The sequence below is a fragment of the Dactylosporangium darangshiense genome, assembly GCF_039537565.1.
Taxonomy (GTDB): Bacteria; Actinomycetota; Actinomycetes; order Mycobacteriales; family Micromonosporaceae; genus Dactylosporangium; species Dactylosporangium darangshiense.
This window is the reverse complement of record NZ_BAABAT010000056.1, coordinates 24,011-41,392: the sequence shown is the minus strand read 5'-3', so window position 1 is coordinate 41,392 and position 17,382 is coordinate 24,011. Positions and strand designations below refer to the sequence as shown.

Below are 17,382 nucleotides of genomic sequence, written 5' to 3'. Positions count from 1 at the left end.
TCGGAAAACGCCGTCCGCCGCGCGGTGGACGCGGGGCCGTCACGCTGTCCGTCGTGCGGCCGACCCGGCGGTTGACCAGCACCGATTACGATCGCCGGCATGCACCGCCCGAATGTCGCGGCAGTCCTCGCCGCCGCGCTGGCCCTCATCGGCACCGCCGAGATCCTCCTCGACGCCCAGTTCTCGGCCGCGCCCGCCACACCGGCCGCGGCCCTGGCCGCGGTGGCCGGCGGCATGCTGCTGGGCGCCTGGCGGCCGATCACCGGCGCCGCCGTCGTCAGCCTCGCGTTCCCCATCTCCGTCGTCGGCGGGCTCGACGGGCCGACGGGCGCCGCGGTCCTCGGGTTCTTCGTGGCGCCCGGCTGGGCGGGCTACCGCAAGGCGCAGGCGTCGTGGCCGGCGCCGCTCGCCGTGCAGCTCATGGCGAGCCTCGGCACGTGGGTCGCCGGGCGCGCCGCCGGCTCGAGCGTCGCCGGGCTCGGCAGCCAGGCGTGGGAGAACCTGTTCTTCGGGCTGCTGTGCTGGGGCGCATGGGGCGTCGGGCTGCTCGCCCGGCGGCTACGCGAGCGCGCCGACCTGCTCGCCCGGCTCAACACCGCCCTCGATGCCGAGCGCGAGGCCCGCGAGCACGCCGCCGTCGCCGAGGAGCGCCGCCGCATCGCCCGCGACATGCACGACGCCGTCGCGCACTCGATCAGCGTCATGGTGCTGCAGCTCGGGGCCGTGCGCAGCACCCTGGCGGCGGGCACGGCGCAGGCCGAGATGATGGAGGGCATCGAGCGGCTCGGGCGCGAGTCGGTGCACGAGCTGCGCGCGCTCGTCGGCATCCTGCGCGACGCCGAGGCCACCGGGCCGGCGCCGCAGCCGACGCTGGGGCGGGCCGCCGAGCTCGTCGCCGAGGTCCGCGCCGCGGGGCTGCCCATCGAGCTGACCGTCGACGGCGAGCTGGGCGGGATACCGCGGCCGCAGGACATCTCGGCGTACCGCGTGCTGCAGGAGGCGCTGTCCAACGTCCTGCGTCACGCCGGGCCCGCCCCGACCACGGTCTACCTGCGCCGCGAACCCGGCCGGGTTTCCGTCCTCGTCGACAACGAAGCCCAAAACCCCGCCGGTGGTACGGCGGGAGCCTCCCCCGGCGGCCACGGGCTGATCGGCATGCGGGAGCGGGTGGCCGCGTTCTCCGGCACGCTGAGCGCGGGACCGCGCCCGGGCGGGTTCACGGTGCAGGCCGTCTTCCCCCTCGGTACCGAATCCGGGGCCTGGAAAGCGGTGGCGGCATGATCCGGGTCGTGGTCGCCGACGACGAGGCGATGATCCGGGCCGGCCTGCGGATGCTGCTGGACCACCAGGGCGACATCGAGGTCGTCGGCGAAGCGGCCGACGGCGAGCAGGCCCGCGCCGAGGTCCGCCGCGCCGCACCCGACGTGGTCCTGCTCGACGTGCGGATGCCCAGGACCGACGGGATCACCGCCGCCCGGCACATCCTCGCCGAGTCGGCCGCCAAGGTCATCGTCCTCACCACGTTCGACGAGGACGACGCGGTGCGCGAGGCGCTGCGGGCCGGGGTCAGCGGGTTCCTGCTCAAGGTCGCCCCGCCGGAGCAGCTCGTGCACGCGGTGCGCACTGTTGCGGCCGGGCAGGCGCTGCTGGACCCGGCGGTGACGCTGCGGGTCATCGAGTCCTTCGCCGGCGCCGCGGTCGCCGACCCGCGCGCCGCGGCCCGCCTCGGCGAGCTCACCGAACGCGAGGCCGAGGTGCTGCGGCTGGTCGCCCGGGGCCTGTCCAACGCCGAGATCGCCGCCGCGCTGTTCCTCGGCGAGGCGACGGTGAAGACCTACGTGTCGCGGATGCTCACGAAGCTCGGGTTGCGCGACCGGGTCCAGGCGGTCGCCTTCGCCTACGAGAGCGGCCTGGTCCGCCCCGGCGTCGCCTGACCGCTCGAGCGCGGCAACCCGCCGCGGTGCACCGAGCGTTGAGTCGATATGAACGAGCGAGCCCGGCTCACGCTCATCGCCCTCGGCGCTTCGGCGCTGGCCGCGCTGCCGCTGCTGAACGTCTTCGCGCGGTACACCTGGACCGCCCAGACGGCGCTGGTCCTCGCGCTGATGGGCACGGCCGGCGTGCTGACCCGGCTGGTGCGCGCGCCGGCGTGGGCGCCCAGCGCCGCGATGGCCGCCTCGGCGCTGCTCGCGCTGCTCCTGCTGTTCCCGGGCGGCGCCCGGCACCTCGCGGCCCTGCTCGCCGACGGCGTCGCGCAGGCCCGGCGGTTCGCCGCCCCGGTCGGCGACCACGACGGCCTGCTGCTGCTCGCCGCGGCCGGCGTCGCCGCCCTCGCCCTGCTCGTCGACGCCCTCGTCGTGCAGCTGCGCCGCCCCGCCCTCGCGGGCCTGCCGATGCTCGCCGTGTACACGGTGCCGGTCGCCGTGATGCCGGACAGCACCGGCTGGGCGCCGTTCGCGCTCGGCGCGCTCGGCTTCGTGTGGCTGCTCGTCGCCGACCGGCAGGCCATGATCCGCCGCTTCGGCCGCCGCCTCACCGTCGACGGCCGCGCCGCCGACCCGCGCCGCCCGACGTCCCTCGCGGTCGCCGGCCGGCGCCTCGGGTTCGCCGGCGTCGCCCTCGCCGTGACGCTGCCGTTCCTGGTGCCGGCCGCCCTGACCTCCGGCGTGCTCGGCCGCGGCGGCACCGGACCCGGCGGCTTCGGCGGGCAGGCCGGCCCGGTGAGCCTCCTCGCCCTGCTCTCCGGCGAGCTCAACCGCGGCGCGACGATCGACCTGCTGAAGGTCACCGACCTCGACGACCCCCGCCCGCACTACCTGCGCCTCGACGCCCTCGAGCAGCTGACCGCCCGCGGCTTCGAGCCGCTGCCGCCCGGCGCCGCTGCGCCGCTCACCGCCCTGCCCCGCCCCGGCTGGGGCCCCGGCGTCCCCGCCGCCGCGCACCACGCCGAGATCGAGATCGGCGACCGGTTCACGGCCGACCGGCTGCCCATCTACACCTGGCCGACCCGCGTCGGCGGCGTCGAGCGCGACTCGGCCTTCGACACCCGGACCCAGGCGGTGTACTCCGGCCTGCGCACCACGGCGAACCGCCGCTACACCGTCGACTACGTGCGCGCCGAGCCCACCCCCGACGACCTGCGCCGCGCGGCGGCCGTCGACCCGTCCGACCCCGCGCTGCGCGACGTCCTCGCCGCGCCGCCGAACCTGGTCGTGCGCGACACCGTCCGCGGCCTCGTCGAGGGCCGGACCACCGAGTACGACAAGGTCATGGCCGTCCTCGGCTTCTTCTCCCCGGCCAACCACTTCACCTACGACACCAGCACCGGCCCCGACACCGGCGGCGCCGCCATCACCGACTTCCTGCGCAACCGGCGCGGCTTCTGCGCCCAGTACGCCGCCGCCTTCGCCTGGCTGCTGCGCGAGGCCGGCATCCCGTCCCGCGTCGCGATCGGCTTCTCCCGCGGCACCGCACACCAGGGCCGGACGACCACGCTCACCAACCACGACCTGCACGCCTGGACGGAGGTGTACTTCCCCGGCTTCGGCTGGCTGCCCTTCGACGCCACCCCGCCCGGCGCCATCGGCGGCCCGGCCGCCCAGCCGACACCGGCCGCCTCCACCCTTCCCAGCCCGACCCCGCCGGCCCTGGGCGCCGGCCCGGCCGCGCTCGCGTCCTCCGCGAGCCGACCGGCGCGCCACGAGCCTCCCGACGGCGCCGGCCCGGCCACCGAGCCGGCGCTGCTCGATGCGGCGCCGTGGACGCTCGGCGGGCTGCTGCTCACGCTGCTGGCGCTGCCGGCCCTGGCCCGCGCCCGCGTCCGCCGCCGACGGCTCGCCGTCGTCGGCGCGGACGCCCGCGGCGGGGCCCACGACGCCTGGGACGAGCTGCTCGACGTCCTGACCGACTACCGTGTGCCGGTCGCGCGCTCCGCGACGCCGCGGGCGACCGCCGAGTGGGTCGCCGCCGTGGCGGCGCTGGGGGAGCGTGGCCGCGACGGGCTGCGGGCGTTGACGAGGGCCGAGGAGCACGCGCGGTACGCCGCCCGCCCGCTCGCCGCCATCGACCTGCGCGCCGCCGTCGCGGCCGTGCGCGCCGGCCTCGCCGCGCACGCGTCCCGCCGGGTCCGGCTCATGGCCGTGGCGCTGCCGCCGTCGATGCTCCGGCGCCGACGAGGTCGAGCGCGGCGCGGTTGAACGCGAGCACCCGGGCCGTCGCCGCGTCCGCCCGCCAGAGCAGACCCCACTCGACCGGGGGCGCAGTGTCGAGGAACTCGTAGGCGACGTCGGGGCGGGCGTGCCGCGACGGCCCGCTCGACGGCGGCGGTGAGCTCGGTCCAGGCCGGGGAGATGTCGCGGTACAACTGGAGCCCGATCGGCGTCGCCAGCACCCTGCGGCTCGTGCGCCGGAACAGCGGCGCCCCGACGCGGCGCTCCAGCCCGCGGATGATCTGGCTCACCCGGGTCGTCGACACCCGCAGGCGCGCCGCGGCCCGGCCGAAGTGCAGCTCCTCGGCGACGGCCAGGAACGCCTCCACCTCGTGCCGCTCCAGCATCGCCGCCCCCGATCGTGAACCCTCGCTTCACGATCGTTGCACGATCCCGCGTTGATCGGCCCGCCCGGCCGGCGAAGAGTTGCCGTCATGTACGTCACCACGCACCGCGCCCTGACCAGCGCTTCACTGGAGGAGCTGCGCGACCGGACCGAGATCGTCGACGCCCTGCTGCGCTTCGGCCTCGGCCAGGACCTCGCCGACCGGGAGCTCTTCGCCTCCTCGTTCGCCGCCGACGCCGAGCTCGACTTCCGCCCGGCCGCGGCCCGCTGGGGCGGCGCGCCGCCGCTCATGACCGGCCGGGACGCGATCGTCGAGCAGATCCTCGCCGGGTTCGCCGGCCGGGTCGACACCACACACCAGGTCACCAACCCGCGCATCGCGCTCGACGGCGACACCGCGGCCCTGACCGCCCTGGTCGAGGCACAGCACCTGCTGCGTGCCGACCACGCCACGTTCGCGCTGCTGAAGAACCGCTACGACGTCGGCCTGGTCCGCGACGGCGCCCGCTGGGTGATGCGCCGCGTCCGCATCGACAACGTCTGGTACACCGGCGACCCCACCGCGATCTTCTAGACCGTCCACGGCCGGAGCTTCTCGGGGTTGCGCACCGCCCAGATGTGGGTGATGCGGTCCCCGGCGAAGCCGAACGCGAACACCGTGGCGACGGCGCCCTCGTGCTCGGCGACGAGCCCCGGCTCGCCGTTGACCATCCGCTCGACGAACCGCAACCCGGGCGCGACCGACAGCAGCTCCACGGCGGCGTGCGCGATCCGCTCGCCGCCCACGATCGGCACCAGCACGGCCGGGACCAGCCCGCCGCTGTCGCTGACGATGGTCGCGTCCGGGTCGAGCAGGCCGATGAGCGCGGCGATGTCGCCCGCCTCCCACGCCCGCTTGAAGTCCCGCACGACCTCGGCCCGCCGCCCGGCCGGGATCGCCGGCGCGTGCGCCTCGCGGATGCGCCGGCGGGCCGACGTCGCCAGCTGCCGGCACGCCGCCGGCGTGCGCCCGACGATCTCGGCCACCTCCGGGAACGGGTAGCGGAACACGTCGTGCAGGATGAACGCGACCCGCTCGGCCGGCGTCATCGACTCGAGCACGACCAGGAACGCCATGTTCACCGACTCGTCCAGCGTCACCCGGTCGGCCGGGTCGCCGCTGATCCCGTCGGAGCGCTCCGGCAGCGGCTCCGGGATCCACTCGCCGACGTAGCGCTCCCGCCGCGCCCGGGCCGAGCCGAGCAGGTCCAGGCAGATCCGGCTGGCGACCGTCGTCAGCCAGGCACCCGGCGACTCCACGGCGTCCTGCTGTGCGCGGGACATGGCGTACCAGCGCGCGTACGTCTCCTGGACCACGTCCTCGGCGTCGGCGAGGGAGCCGAGCAGCCGGTACGCCAGGTTCATCAGCTGCCGCCGCTCGTTCATGATCGCGCTCAGGCTCATGCCGCCCCCGTCCGCATTGCTTCCGTCATCCGGTACGACGAGACAGCCCACCGAACTGTGAGCCTCACAGTCCGCGGCGCTGTGTCGTCGGACTGTGTATGAACCTAGCGCTGTGGATCCTCGGCGGCCTGTTGGCCGTATCCTTCCTGGGCAGCGGGGTGCTGAAGCTCGCACGCTCCCGCGCCCAGCTCGCCGCGTCCGGCATGGGCTGGGCCGACGACTTCGGCGACGGCGCCGTCAAGGCGATCGGTGTCCTGGAGATCCTGGCCGCCGTCGGCCTGATCCTGCCCGCCGCGCTCGACATCGCCCCCGTCCTCGTGCCGGTCGCCGCCGTCGGCCTCGTGCTGCTCATGGCCGGCGCCCTCATCGTCCACGTCCGCCGGCGCGAGACCCAGGGCATCGCCGTCACCGTCACCCTGCTCGCCCTCGCCGCCTTCGTGGCGGCGGGCCGCTTCTGAGGAGCGCGTCATGACCGACCTGCAGGCACTGTCCGACCGCGTCGAGATCGCCGCCCTGCCCGGCGAGTTCACCGACGCGGCCTCGGTCCGCGACTACGACCGCTTCGCCGCCCTGTTCACCGACGACGGCATCTGGCGCATCCCCGGCGCCGGCGTGGACTTCCACGGCCGCCCCGAGATCCGCGCCGGCATCGAGCGCCTCCAGTCCGCCTGGGAGTTCTTCATCCAGAACGTCCACCCCGGCGGCATCAGCATCACCGGCGACACCGCGACCGCGCGCGTGTACGTCAGCGAGCTCGGCCGCTTCCGCACCGGCGAGTTCCACGCGAACTACTCCGTGTACCACGATCGCTACCGGCGTACCGATGCCGGATGGCGGTTCGCGGAGCGCTCCTACGAGGTGAAATACCAGTCTGATAGACCGTAGGGGACGAATGGAGGCTGGGGATGCGCATCGCGGCGCGGTTCAACGGTCCGCCCGGCTCGGGCAACGGCGGTTACAGTGCGGGCCTGGTGGCCGCGGAGCTGGGCGGCGCGCCCGCCGAGGTGACGCTGCGCCGCCCGCCCCCGCTGGAGACCGAGCTGACCATCGTCCGCGACGCCACCGGTTCGGTCCGGGCGCTCGCCGGCGACGACCTGATCGCCGAGGCGCGCCCGGTCGTCGGCGAGCGCCCCTCCCCGGTACCCCCCGCCCGGCTGCCCGAGGCCGCCGACGCCGCGACGCGGTACCCCGGCCTCACCGACCACCCGTTCCCCACCTGCTACGTGTGCGGCCCCGCCCGCGACGACGGCCTGGCGCTGTTCCCCGGCGTCCTGCCCGACGGCCGGACCGCCGCACCGTGGCGGGTCCCCGCGGACGTGTCCCCGGTGACGATGTGGGCCGCGCTGGACTGCCCCGGCGGCTGGTCGGTGATCGCCCCGAACGGCGGCCGCCCGTACGTCCTGGGCCGCCTCGCGGTCTGGCTCGACACTTTGCCGTCGCCGGACGACACGTGCGTCGTGATGGGCGTCTACACCGGCGGCGAGGGCCGGAAGGCCGAGGTTCTGTCCACTGTGTACGGTCCACAGGGCACGATCCTGGCCACGGCCCGGGCGACCTGGATCGCGTTGCCGCAGCCCGTCGGGTAGACCAGGAACGGCCAGCCTGAGCGACAAGCCAAGGCGGCGAAGGTACGAGTGCACGGTTCGCGTATCCCGCGGCCTGTTCAGTCGAGCTTGGAGACCTGGTAGTGGCCTATGGCCCAGCCGTCGGCCTCGCGCTGGAGCAGCACGCTGAGTTTGACGCCGAGCATCGGGCGGTCGGTGAACGAGAAGTCGACGTGCAGGTAGGCGAGGAGGACGTCGTCGGCGAGGCGGCGGGTCCGCCAGACCAGCGACCAGGTCCAGTAGACCTCGGGCGCGACGATCGGTCGCCGGATCAGGCCGGGCGGCAGCGGCGCGGCTTGGCCCTTGGGGGAGTTCACGACGGGACGTCCGCTGCGGCGGACGTGGTCGTGGAAAGCCGGTCCGGTGATACCGCCATCCCCGATGCGCGCGGCCTGGGCGCCGGTCTCGCGGGCGAGCAGTTCGGCGTAGGCATTCCAGGACGACCACGAGGTGGTGTCGTCGTCGAGCAGGACGACGGTGTCCCGGGCGGCGACCTCGCGGCCGCTATCGGAAGCGTCGCCGACGCTCACGGCGTGCAGGCGATCGGCGCCCAGGAGCCGGGCCTTCAGGCCCAGTCGGTCCAGGTCCTCGGTCCGGACCCAGCAGATCGCCAGGTCCAGACTGCCGTCGGCGACCCGCGCGGCCTGAGCGTGGGACGGGGCCACCCACGCGTCGACGTGCACCTGCGCCAGTGCCGCGGTCCGGGCCGCCAGGTCGGGCGGGATCCAGTTGACGTACCCTAGGCGGACCGGCTTCGAGCCGGCCAACCGCTGGGCCTGCCCGCGCAGCTCGTCGGCCTGTGCCAGCAGCGCACGGGCGGAAGGGAGCAGGGCCGCGCCGGCCTGAGTCAGTGACACCGAGCGCCGGTCGCGGTCGAACAGCAGCACGCCGAGATCCCGTTCCAGGGCCTTGATCTGCTGGGAGAGCGACGGCCCGGCGATCAGCAGCCGGGCGGCGGCCCGGCCGAAGTTCAGCTCTTCGGCGATCGCGACGAAGTACCGGAGTTGGCGCAGCTCCACGTCAGCCATGTTACGAAGGGTGGAAGGTTGCGCCTACCAGCAGCGAGGACGCCGGTCAGCCGCTGCGTCCTTGGATGACCGTCAGGGTCACCCCGTTGGAGTCCCACCCCAACGATCCCGGCCGGGCCGACGACGGCGCGCGGTGAGCCATGACGCCACCATCGCCGGGCGGACCGCTGGCGCGCTTGCCGCCGAGATGTGCATGGGCCAGAAGCTGCCCTTGGGCACGCCGGCGGATGGCCCTAATCTCGGCGATACCCAGAGCCGAGTAACCGCGCGGCCGTTCCCAGGCTCGGATGCCCGCGGAACGTGCCGTCTCGTCGCCCGGTTCAGGCGTCCGGGCGACGAGACGGCTGGCCCGGCTGAGTGCGGTCAGCGGACCTTGCGGAAGAACTCGCGCACGTCGCCGACGAGGAGGTCGGGTGCTTCCATGGCGGCGAAATGGCCGCCGCGGCTGAACTCGGTCCAGTGCACCAGGTTGTGGTCGCGTTCGGCGAGGGGCCGGATGGTGATGTCGTTGGGGAACACCGCCACCCCGGTCGGTACTGAGGAGCGCGGCTGGGCCTGGCCCCAGGTGCGGGCGTCTTCGTAGTAGAGGCGGGCGGCGGATCCGGCGGTGCCGGTCAGCCAGTAGACCGAGACGTCGGTGAGGATCAGGTCGCGGTCGACAGCGTCCTCGGGTAGGGCGGCGGCCGGGTCGGTCCACTCCTTGAACTTCTCGACGATCCAGGCGAGCTGGCCGACGGGTGAATCGGTGAGGGCGTAGGAGATTGTCTGCGGGCGGGTCGACTGGACGATGGCGTATCCGCTCATGTCCCGGCCCCAGGTCGTCATCAGCGCGAGGCGGGCCTGGTCGGCCTCGGTGATGCCGACCAGCTCGGCCGGATCGCCGGACGGGAAGGTGCCCAGGTTGTTGACGTGCACGCCAAGCACATGAGCAGGGTCGACGCGGCCGAGCTCGGGGGAGACGATCGCGCCGGTGTCGCCGCCCTGCGCGCCGTAGCGGTGGTAGCCGAGGCGGTTCATCAGCTCGGCCCAGGCGCGGGCCACCCGGTTGGTGTTCCAGCCCGGGGCGGCGAGTGGGCTGGAGAAGCCGAAGCCGGGCAGTGACGGGGCCACGACGTGGAAGGCGTCGGCGGGGTCGCCGCCGTGCCGGGCGGGATCGGTCAGCGGACCGATGATCTGCATGAACTCCACGACCGAGCCGGGCCAGCCGTGAGTGAGGATGAGCGGCAGCGCGTCCGGCTCGGGCGAACGCACGTGCAGGAAATGCACGGTCTGTTCGTCGATGACGGTGGTGAACTGAGGAAATTCGTTCAGCCGTGCCTCGTGGGCGCGCCAGTCGTACTTGGTCTGCCAGTAGTCGGCCAGATCTTTCAGGTAGTCCAGCGGCACTCCGGCCGTCCAGCTGGCCCCGGGCACCTCGCCCGGCCAACGGGTGTGGGCGAGCCGCTGACGCAGGTCGTCCAGGTGGTCCTGCGGGATGCTGATCTGGAATGGGGCGATCTCTTCGCTCATGGCAGCCACGCTATGACGCACCTAGGACAGGTCCCGTCCTAGGTGCCTGGCAAACTTTCGGGCATGTTGGAAACCTCCGCCCGACTGCTGCGGCTTCTCGGACTGCTGCAGACCCCGCGTGATTGGACCGGCGCTGAGCTCGGGCAGCGCCTTGATGTCGATGTGCGGACCGTGCGGCGTGACATCCAGAAACTGCGCGACCTCGGCTACCCGGTGCACGCCACCCCCGGCGCGGCCGGCTACCGGCTCGGCGCCGGAACGAAGCTCCCGCCGCTGCTGCTCGACGACGAGGAGGCCGTCGCCATCGGGCTACGTACCGCCGCCAGCGGCACGGTCACCGGCATCGAGGAAACCTCGCTACGCGCGCTGGCCAAGCTCGAACAGGTACTGCCGTCGCGCGTACGCCACCAGGTCAACCTGCTGCACTCGGTCACCGTCACGGTCCCCGCCGCCGGCCCCACCGTGGACCCGGACGTGCTGACCGTCCTCGCCGCCGTCTGCCGCGACCACCAGCGGCTCCGCTTCGACTACCGCAGCCACGACGGCACCGACTCGGTACGCCACACCGAACCCCACCGGCTGGTCCACACCGGCCGGCGCTGGTACCTGGTCGGCTGGGACACCGACCGGCGCGACTGGCGCACCTACCGGGTCGACCGAATGCATCCCCGCATCCCGACCGGCCCTCGCTTCGCCCCCCGACCGGCACCCGACGTCGACCTCGCCGGCTACCTCAACCACGGCGTCTCCACCGCCCCCTACCGCTACCGCGCTCGGATCACTCTGGACGTGCCGGCCGCGACGGCCGCCGAACGGATCCCGCCCACAGTCGGTGTCATCGAAGCAGTCGACCCGCACACCTGCCTACTGCACACCGGATCCAACTCCCTCGACGAACTCGCCATCTACGTCGCATCGTTCGGCTTCCGCTTGCAGATCCACGAACCACCCGAACTCATCGCACACATCCGCGACCTCGCCACCCGACTCACCGACGCCGTCCGCTGACACCGAGGGAGGTGGACCACGACCTCGCCGAGTCGACCTCCGCCTCAGCCCGGTGTTGTACCTGCGGCGCCGCCTCCAGGCGAAACGCAGGAGCGGTCACACCGGCTGATCAACCGAGGCCTCACGCCCTCACCGGCAGCGTCCGACCGCCTATGATCACCTATCTGGCTGAGGTCACCTCAACGTGCGCATCCACGCGCCGTGCACCGCGGTGAAGGCAAGCGGCCGACGGTCGAGCATCAGCGCGTACGCAACGACTCCGCCCGGCGGCTCGGCTGGCAGCTGGCCCGCGAACTGCGGAAACACGCTCGGCAGCTCCTGCGACAGCCAGTGCCCGTCAAGCCGCCGCATCCGGTCCACGAACGCCCCGCGGCCGGGCTCCGGCACGTAGTCGAGCACCGCTGTGTGCAACACCACGAGCGTGACCCCACGCGGCGCCTGCCCGACGAGTTCGTCCACGCGCTCATTGAGATCCCCCGCTTCGACCCGGGGCGGATCGCGCCGCGCGACGGTGAGGGCCGCGTCGAGCCGCGCGAGCCGATCGTGCTGCTCGGGCCAGACCAGCGTCCGCAGCCACCGCACGTCGTCCTCGTCCACAACGGACAGCGGATTGAGGTCGACCCCGGCCCGCCATACCACCTGCACCGCATCCGGCCCGACGGCGAGTGCCGGCCCGTCGACGCGGCACCGCAGCCGCACCGGGCTTGCCTCGTCGCCCGCGCGTACCGTGGCGCCGTCCGCGCGGACGTACTCGTACGCGTACCGATCCGGCAGCAGGCAAAGCCCCGCCGACGCACCCACCTCCACCAGCGCCAGCGGCTGCGGAAGTGAGGCAAGCGCCGGGTACAGCCCCGCGCACCGCCCTGGCTCGTTCGTCTGCGTGCGCCGCGAAAGCATGATGCCCACGACGGCGTCGAGGTTGCCGAACACGATGTCGCGGAAGTGAGCGTACCCGTCGGGCGTCCCACCCACGTACCGCGCCGCCGCGAGCAGCAGGTTGGGCTGGCGCTTGGCGACCGGCAGGCCGTCGAGCATCTGGAGCATCTTCGGGTCGTCGGCGACGCCGAGGGCCAAGCGCTCGTACAACGGCGAACTCCCGCGCGCCATCGCCGTGGCGAAGAAACGATACTCGTCCGCCGTCGTCGCCCGCTCCGACATGCGCCCACGACTCCAGTGCCGCGCCCGACCGAGTGCAGTGTGTGAACCCCGACCGCAGCGCCGTTGCCGAACCGAGTGCCTGACCGAATGCTATCCCCGACCCACCGCCCGCGTCCGCCCCGGACCGCCCCGCATCCACCGCGCCCAAGCAGTCCCGTCTGAGATCCGGTCCCGCGCGACGGCGAGCCATCGGCACAGCGCCCGGGCCATTGTCACCGTCCCGGGCCGTGGCCGCGGCCCCGCGCGCGGGCGCGGCCGCGATGCGCCGTGACGTGGCCGGGCTCAATGCGTTGCCGGATTGCCGTTGGCGTCAGCGAGCGACTGCGCCATGAGCGTTCGTCGCGGACCTCGGCGGCGGGCGCTCCGTCTAACCCACCCTACCCCACGTCACCAAATCGCCAGGCGGAGCAGTAACCAACCGTAGCAACCCATCACGGACGGTGTGTGGCCAGGTCCCAGTCCAGGTACCAGAGCCGGGCCACCTTGTCGAAGCCGCCCGACAGGGCCTGCCAGTCGCCCGGCAACAGGGTGATGTCCTGGACGCCGTCGGTGTGGCCGGGCACGGTGCGCAGCAGGGTGCCGTCGATGGTCGAGAATACGCGGAGCATCGGGTCGATGCCGGCCGTGATCAGGTAGCGGCCGTCGCCCGTTACGCGTACCGCGTTGGCGCCGAACGATGGGGCGTCGAAGAGCAGGGAGCACTCGCCGGACACGGGGGCCCAGCGGCGCACCGTGCGGTCGTGGCCGCAGGAGACCAGGAAGTCGGTGCCGAAAGCGGCCGAAGTCACCGCGCCCTTGTGGCCCTGGTACACCTGGACAAGCTCGCCCGACGGCATCGACCACAGGCGCATGGTGCCGTCGTAGGAGGCGCTCAGGGCGTAGCGGCCGTCCGGGTTGAAGGCGACCGACGTGATGCGGTCCCGGTGGCCCTCCAGGTCGGCCAGGACGCGCATCGCCACGGCGTCGAGCAGGATGAGCTTGCGGAAGGCGGTGCCGATCAGGGCCAGGCGGCCGTCGGGGCTCAGGGCGACCGCGGACACGCCGTGGTCGAAGCCCTCCAGCACCGCCTGGGATTCGCCCGTCGCGATCGACCAGAAGCGGGCGGTGCGGTCGGCGGCGCCGCTCAGGACGCGGTCGGGGCCCAGGGCTACCGACTCCACCGTGTGCTCGTGGCCCTCCAGGATGTGCACGCCGCCGGGGTGCCAGATGCGCACGGTGCGGTCCCGGCTGCCCGTCACGGCGCAGTGGCGGCCAAGGGCGACGGCCGAGATGCCGGCGGTGTGGCCGGTGAGGGTGCGCGAAGTCCAGGCGGCGCGCAGGCCGGTGCGCACGCATGGGCCGACCTGCTGCCAGGCGGCCAGGCCGCGCGGGTCGCGCTCGTGGCCGGGGACGGCCCGTGCGGCGCGCAGGACCTCCAGGGTGTCGGCGCCGGGGCGGGTCGCGGCGGTCAGGAGCTCCTCGAAGAGGGCCGAGCCGGCCGCCAGCGACGCCGCCGAGCGCGGGCGGGTGAGGCGGGCGGGGGCGCGGTACGGCTCGGGGAGGCGCCAGTGCCGCGACCAGCCGGTGACGGAGCCGGTGCGGGCGGTGCGGCCGTCCGCGGAGATCCACGCGGCGGTCACCTCGCCGCCGCACTTGTACGTGCGCACGCAACGGGCCGCCTGGACGTCGCCGGCCACGATGGCGGCCAGGTCCCAGTAGCGGGCGGTGCCGTCGGTGCCGCCGGTGAGCAGGTGGCGGCCGTCAGGTGCGACGGCGATCGAGCTCGGGCCGTTGGCGTGGCCGCGCATGGTGCGCAGCGTGCGGCCGTCGCGGACGTCCCAGACGTACAGCGCGGTGTAGTCGCCGCCGATCGCGTACCGGGTGTCGGGGGTGAGCGCGGCCACGCGGGTCATGCGGCCGTTGGTCGGCCAGTGGTGCAGCAGCTCGCCGGTGTCGACGCGCCAGACGCGGAAGCCGTCGCCGGCGCCGGACAGTGCCAGGCCGTCGTCGGACAGGGCGACGCATTGGATCGCGTCGGGCTGCTCGATGACCGGGCCGGGCGCGCCGCCGGGCAGCGACCACAGGCGCAGCGTGCCGTCGTACCCGGCGGAGAGCAGGCGGTCGCCGGACGGGCTCAGGGCAAGGGTCATGACGTCGCGGGCGTGGCCGTGCAGCTCGCCCACCGGCGAACCCGTGTCGAGGTCCCACAGGCGGATGACGGCGTCGCGGCCGCCCGAGATCGCCAGCCGGCCGTCGGGGTGGATGAGCGCGGCGCGGATCTCGGCGGTGTGGCCGGTCAGCTCGCGCTCCACAGCGCCGTCGCGCCACACGCGCAGGACCCGGTCGTGGTAGCCGGACACGGCGCGGCGGCCCTCGCGGTCGTACGCCACCGCCACGTCCGGCAGCTCCCGGTTGTTGCGCGGCGGCGGCCGCCACGGCAGGCGCTCCTCGAAGAGCAGCGCGGCGTCGGGGAGGCCGTCGGGGGGCTCGACGCCGCACTCGCGGGCCGCGGTCACGTCGCCGCGCTCGAGGTGGACGTGGCCGAGCAGCTCGCGGGCCTCGGACGAGACCGAGGACTCGCCGCTGATGGCCGTCAGGGCGTCGACGAGCTCGACGTCGGTGGTGTTGCCGGCGCGCCAGTGCAGCAGGCCGGCGTTGTAGGCCGCCGCCGGGTGGCGCGGGTCGGCGTCCAGGGCGCCGGCGAAGCTGCGCGACGCCTCGGTCAGGCGGCCGAGGTCCACTTCGGACAGTGCGCGGTTGTTGAGGCCGTCGGCGCGAAGGTCCGCCTCGCGCGGTGCCGTTCGCGGGTACGCCGCGCCGACGACCGCCGGCCACAGTTCGACGAGGGCGGCGGCGAACGCGGCGCCGTCCGACGGGCGGCGCTGCGGGTCGTCGTCGAGGCAGCGCAGCAGCAGCTCGCCCAGCGCCGGAGGGATCGGCAGGGTGCCGCCCGGGTCGGTCATCTCCTCGCGCAGCGCGGCGCCGGCGATCGAGCCGGCCGGCCAGGTGACGTCGCCGACCAGCATCTCCAGGACGGAGACGGCGAGGCTGAAGACGTCGCCGGGCGGGCCGACCGGGCGGCCGGCCGCCTGCTCGGGTGAGGCGTACGCCGGGGTGAGCCCGCCCACGGCGAGGCCGGCCGCGCGGGTCAGGCCGAAGTCGGTCACCTTGGCGTTGCCGTCGTCGTCGAGCAGCACGTTGGCCGGCTTGACGTCGGCGTGCACAAGGCCACGGCCGTGCGCGTGCGCGAGGCCCCACGCGGCCTGCACGGCGAGGTCGAGGACGCGCGCCAGCGCTCGGTCGGAGCTCCCGCGGTACAACATCCGGCTCTTGATCTGGTCCTTGACCGTGCCGCCGGGCACGTATTCGGCGAACAGCCGCGGCTCGCCGCCGAGGTTGCGCACGTAATGGCACGCGCACACGTTGGGGTGCAGGCCGAGCGACACCCAGGTCTCGGCCTCGGCGACGAAGAGGTCCCGTGAGGTGGCCGTGCCGGGCAAGGGCGCCTTGACGGCGAGGTCGACCCCCCAGCCGAGGTGGCGGACGCGGTGCACGACGCCCATCCCGCCGCGGCCGAGCTCGCCGAGGACCTCGTACGTTCCGGCGACGATCGCGCCGGTGTGCCACTCGCCGTTCATGCGCTCACCCGGTCCGCGGCGCGTGCCCGGGCGTACTCGATGACCAGGTCGGGTCGCTCTGCGCCGTGCTCGGCGTAGGAGGCGCACATGTCGTCGATCGCCTGCTCCAGTTCGTCGGAGGGGCCACGGTCGGCGAGGAGCACCACGACGGGCTCCCACATGCCGTAGCCGATGTCGGGAATGGACAGCAGCGCGTCGAGGTAGCGGCCGGGCGGCAGCAGGTCGATCGCGGTGCGGGCGAGGACGCCGGCGGCGCCGCTCAGCGCGGCCGCGGCCCGTTCGAGCTCCTCGGCGGTGGTGACGTTCGCCGGGTACGCGCCCGGGTCGACGCGCATGTGGTAGTAGGCGGTCGGCGGGCGGCGGCGGGTCTCGACGAAGCCGATGTCGTGCCGCAGCGCGTCCTTGCCGAACGCGACCGACGGCCGGCCCCAGTGTGCGTTGCGCCAGTTGACGTACTCCCACCATGCCACCGGCACCACGACGATCCCGACGTGCGCGAAGATGGTGCCGGAAAGGCTGCGCCGGCTCGTGGCCACCTGCGCGACCCCGTCGGGCGTCACGAGCACCCAGTTGCCGCGCGAGCCGCGGAACCCCAGCGGCCGCACGACCGCGCCGACATCCTTGTTCAGCCGGTTCATCGCCTGCTCCGGATCGACCACCCGGCATACCGTACCCAACCCGCGCACGCCGCGTTGCGCGATCGGGGGCCGTCGCATCACCATCGCTTCAACGTCGAGACCAGCATCCAGCCGCCGATGGCCGTGGCAAAGATTCCGAACAGCAGCTCGCCAACGAAGATGGCGCCTACGTGGAGGCCGTACGCCAGCGCATCGACGGTCATGGCCACCGGGACGAGGCTGACGAACATCCAGCAGAAGGTGCGGTAGCCGAGGAAGAAGAACCCGTCCCACCAGCCGAACAGCAGCCCCCACAGCGTGACGCCGAGCCCGAACCAGGCCAGGATCAGCCACAACCACAGCATCTGGCCGGCACGTGGCACGAACCACTCCGTCGTGCCGCCCGTCTCCAGCGCGACCACCTCGCCACGCCACCGGCGCAGCGTCGCCGGGGCCCCGTCCTCCGCGTGGCGGTACAGGTCCCAGGACACCTCGCGGGTCTGCCGGCCGCCGCCGGACTCCTCCCAGGTGACCTCGTAGTGGGTGGTCGTGCTGGTGCTGCCGTTGGAGTTCGAGTCGGTGGTGGTGTATTCGTCGCGGCCGCGGATGGTGCCCGGCTCACCGGCGAAGCATTCGGTGCCGCCCGCCTGGCACGCCGCGACCCGGCGGAACTCCCGGGTCTGCCGGTATGGACCGTTTGCCACGACGAGCGCCGCCACGAGCAGGCCCAGTCCGAGCGCCGCGACGATCCACCGGCCCGCGGAGTGCCGACCCGGCCGGCGGTACCCACGGAACCTCATGATTGTCGATAATAGAGGCGGCCTGTGCTACCCGGAAACGATCA

15 protein-coding genes and 1 pseudogene are annotated in these 17,382 nt (G+C 73.8%); 8 read left to right on the top strand and 8 right to left on the bottom strand.

Translation table 11 applies throughout. From position 1 onward, the window contains the following. Positions 1 to 99: 99 nt before the first annotated feature. The 3 genes from ABD901_RS50835 to ABD901_RS50825 are packed head-to-tail and all read left to right on the top strand — an operon-like array spanning position 100 to position 4,196. On the top strand, positions 100 to 1,281 hold the full coding sequence (locus ABD901_RS50835; RefSeq protein WP_345140910.1) for a sensor histidine kinase: 1,182 nt from the start codon (positions 100 to 102) through the stop codon (positions 1,279 to 1,281). Beyond that, positions 1,278 to 1,934, top strand: coding sequence for a response regulator transcription factor (locus ABD901_RS50830; RefSeq protein WP_345140907.1), 657 nt, complete (start codon positions 1,278 to 1,280; stop codon positions 1,932 to 1,934). Before ABD901_RS50835 ends, ABD901_RS50830 begins: the two co-directional genes overlap by 4 nt. Positions 1,935 to 1,982: 48 nt before the next feature. Continuing rightward, a complete protein-coding gene (locus tag ABD901_RS50825) occupies positions 1,983 to 4,196 on the top strand; it encodes a transglutaminase TgpA family protein (RefSeq protein WP_345140905.1) in 2,214 nt (737 codons plus the stop codon). A 233-nt stretch (positions 4,197 to 4,429) separates the two neighbouring features. On the opposite strand, the pseudogene ABD901_RS50820 reads toward ABD901_RS50825, so the two are convergent. Then, positions 4,430 to 4,555, bottom strand: a pseudogene (locus ABD901_RS50820) (LysR family transcriptional regulator); the annotation flags it as partial. An 87-nt stretch (positions 4,556 to 4,642) separates the two neighbouring features. On the opposite strand from ABD901_RS50820, the gene ABD901_RS50815 reads away from it, so the two are divergent. Beyond that, complete coding sequence (locus tag ABD901_RS50815; protein ID WP_345140902.1) at positions 4,643 to 5,128, top strand: nuclear transport factor 2 family protein; 486 nt, start codon at positions 4,643 to 4,645, stop codon at positions 5,126 to 5,128. Here ABD901_RS50815 and sigJ read toward each other — a convergent pair. Continuing rightward, complete coding sequence (gene sigJ / locus ABD901_RS50810) at positions 5,125 to 5,997, bottom strand: RNA polymerase sigma factor SigJ (protein ID WP_345140899.1); 873 nt, start codon at positions 5,995 to 5,997, stop codon at positions 5,125 to 5,127. The genes ABD901_RS50815 and sigJ overlap by 4 nt on opposite strands. 98 nt (positions 5,998 to 6,095) lie before the next feature. Here sigJ and ABD901_RS50805 point away from each other — a divergent pair, with 98 nt between their 5' ends. Genes ABD901_RS50805 through ABD901_RS50795 form a run of 3 tightly spaced genes read left to right on the top strand, consistent with a single transcriptional unit; the run spans position 6,096 to position 7,583 of the window. After that, positions 6,096 to 6,455, top strand: a complete 360-nt coding sequence (locus ABD901_RS50805) for a DoxX family protein (protein WP_345140896.1) — start codon at positions 6,096 to 6,098, stop codon at positions 6,453 to 6,455. Between the two features lie 10 nt (positions 6,456 to 6,465). Continuing rightward, positions 6,466 to 6,882 carry a nuclear transport factor 2 family protein gene (locus ABD901_RS50800; protein ID WP_345140892.1) on the top strand — a complete coding sequence of 139 codons (417 nt, stop codon included), beginning with the start codon at positions 6,466 to 6,468 and terminating at the stop codon, positions 6,880 to 6,882. Positions 6,883 to 6,902: 20 nt separating this feature from the next. Further along, entirely contained in the window at positions 6,903 to 7,583 is a 681-nt protein-coding gene (locus ABD901_RS50795) for a hypothetical protein (protein ID WP_345140888.1), read from the top strand. 77 nt (positions 7,584 to 7,660) lie between these two features. Here the strand turns inward: ABD901_RS50795 and ABD901_RS50790 are convergent, their stop codons facing one another. Together ABD901_RS50790 and ABD901_RS50785 are read right to left on the bottom strand one after the other, a co-directional pair. After that, complete coding sequence (locus tag ABD901_RS50790; protein WP_345140885.1) at positions 7,661 to 8,629, bottom strand: LysR family transcriptional regulator; 969 nt, start codon at positions 8,627 to 8,629, stop codon at positions 7,661 to 7,663. 363 nt (positions 8,630 to 8,992) lie between these two features. Continuing rightward, entirely contained in the window at positions 8,993 to 10,126 is a 1,134-nt protein-coding gene (locus tag ABD901_RS50785) for an epoxide hydrolase family protein (protein WP_345140983.1), read from the bottom strand. Between the two features lie 75 nt (positions 10,127 to 10,201). On the opposite strand from ABD901_RS50785, the gene ABD901_RS50780 reads away from it, so the two are divergent. Then, positions 10,202 to 11,146 carry a helix-turn-helix transcriptional regulator gene (locus tag ABD901_RS50780; RefSeq protein WP_345140882.1) on the top strand — a complete coding sequence of 315 codons (945 nt, stop codon included), beginning with the start codon at positions 10,202 to 10,204 and terminating at the stop codon, positions 11,144 to 11,146. Positions 11,147 to 11,320: 174 nt separating this feature from the next. On the opposite strand, the gene ABD901_RS50775 is transcribed toward ABD901_RS50780, so the two are convergent. The 4 genes from ABD901_RS50775 to ABD901_RS50760 all read right to left on the bottom strand — a co-directional run bounded on the left by ABD901_RS50775 (position 11,321) and on the right by ABD901_RS50760 (position 17,338). After that, positions 11,321 to 12,304 carry a DUF2332 domain-containing protein gene (locus ABD901_RS50775; protein ID WP_345140881.1) on the bottom strand — a complete coding sequence of 328 codons (984 nt, stop codon included), beginning with the start codon at positions 12,302 to 12,304 and terminating at the stop codon, positions 11,321 to 11,323. A 431-nt stretch (positions 12,305 to 12,735) separates the two neighbouring features. Further along, complete coding sequence (locus ABD901_RS50770) at positions 12,736 to 15,921, bottom strand: protein kinase domain-containing protein (RefSeq protein ID WP_345140878.1); 3,186 nt, start codon at positions 15,919 to 15,921, stop codon at positions 12,736 to 12,738. Further along, positions 15,918 to 16,580 carry a hypothetical protein gene (locus ABD901_RS50765; RefSeq protein WP_345140875.1) on the bottom strand — a complete coding sequence of 221 codons (663 nt, stop codon included), beginning with the start codon at positions 16,578 to 16,580 and terminating at the stop codon, positions 15,918 to 15,920. The genes ABD901_RS50770 and ABD901_RS50765 overlap by 4 nt, the downstream gene beginning before the upstream one ends. 56 nt (positions 16,581 to 16,636) lie before the next feature. Continuing rightward, positions 16,637 to 17,338, bottom strand: coding sequence for a hypothetical protein (locus ABD901_RS50760; RefSeq protein WP_345140873.1), 702 nt, complete (start codon positions 17,336 to 17,338; stop codon positions 16,637 to 16,639). Positions 17,339 to 17,382 lie beyond the last annotated feature (44 nt).

Bases quoted from the DNA above. Each gene is read 5' to 3' on its own strand.
- ABD901_RS50835 (WP_345140910.1), top strand. From the start codon at position 100: ATGCACCGCCCGAATGTCGCGGCAGTCCTCGCCGCCGCGCTGGCCCTC.
- ABD901_RS50830 (WP_345140907.1), top strand. From the start codon at position 1,278: ATGATCCGGGTCGTGGTCGCCGACGACGAGGCGATGATCCGGGCCGGC.
- ABD901_RS50825 (WP_345140905.1), top strand. From the start codon at position 1,983: ATGAACGAGCGAGCCCGGCTCACGCTCATCGCCCTCGGCGCTTCGGCG.
- ABD901_RS50815 (WP_345140902.1), top strand. From the start codon at position 4,643: ATGTACGTCACCACGCACCGCGCCCTGACCAGCGCTTCACTGGAGGAG.
- sigJ (WP_345140899.1), bottom strand. From the start codon at position 5,997: ATGAGCCTGAGCGCGATCATGAACGAGCGGCGGCAGCTGATGAACCTG.
- ABD901_RS50805 (WP_345140896.1), top strand. From the start codon at position 6,096: ATGAACCTAGCGCTGTGGATCCTCGGCGGCCTGTTGGCCGTATCCTTC.
- ABD901_RS50800 (WP_345140892.1), top strand. From the start codon at position 6,466: ATGACCGACCTGCAGGCACTGTCCGACCGCGTCGAGATCGCCGCCCTG.
- ABD901_RS50795 (WP_345140888.1), top strand. From the start codon at position 6,903: ATGCGCATCGCGGCGCGGTTCAACGGTCCGCCCGGCTCGGGCAACGGC.
- ABD901_RS50790 (WP_345140885.1), bottom strand. From the start codon at position 8,629: ATGGCTGACGTGGAGCTGCGCCAACTCCGGTACTTCGTCGCGATCGCC.
- ABD901_RS50780 (WP_345140882.1), top strand. From the start codon at position 10,202: ATGTTGGAAACCTCCGCCCGACTGCTGCGGCTTCTCGGACTGCTGCAG.
- ABD901_RS50775 (WP_345140881.1), bottom strand. From the start codon at position 12,304: ATGTCGGAGCGGGCGACGACGGCGGACGAGTATCGTTTCTTCGCCACG.
- ABD901_RS50770 (WP_345140878.1), bottom strand. From the start codon at position 15,921: ATGAACGGCGAGTGGCACACCGGCGCGATCGTCGCCGGAACGTACGAG.
- ABD901_RS50760 (WP_345140873.1), bottom strand. From the start codon at position 17,338: ATGAGGTTCCGTGGGTACCGCCGGCCGGGTCGGCACTCCGCGGGCCGG.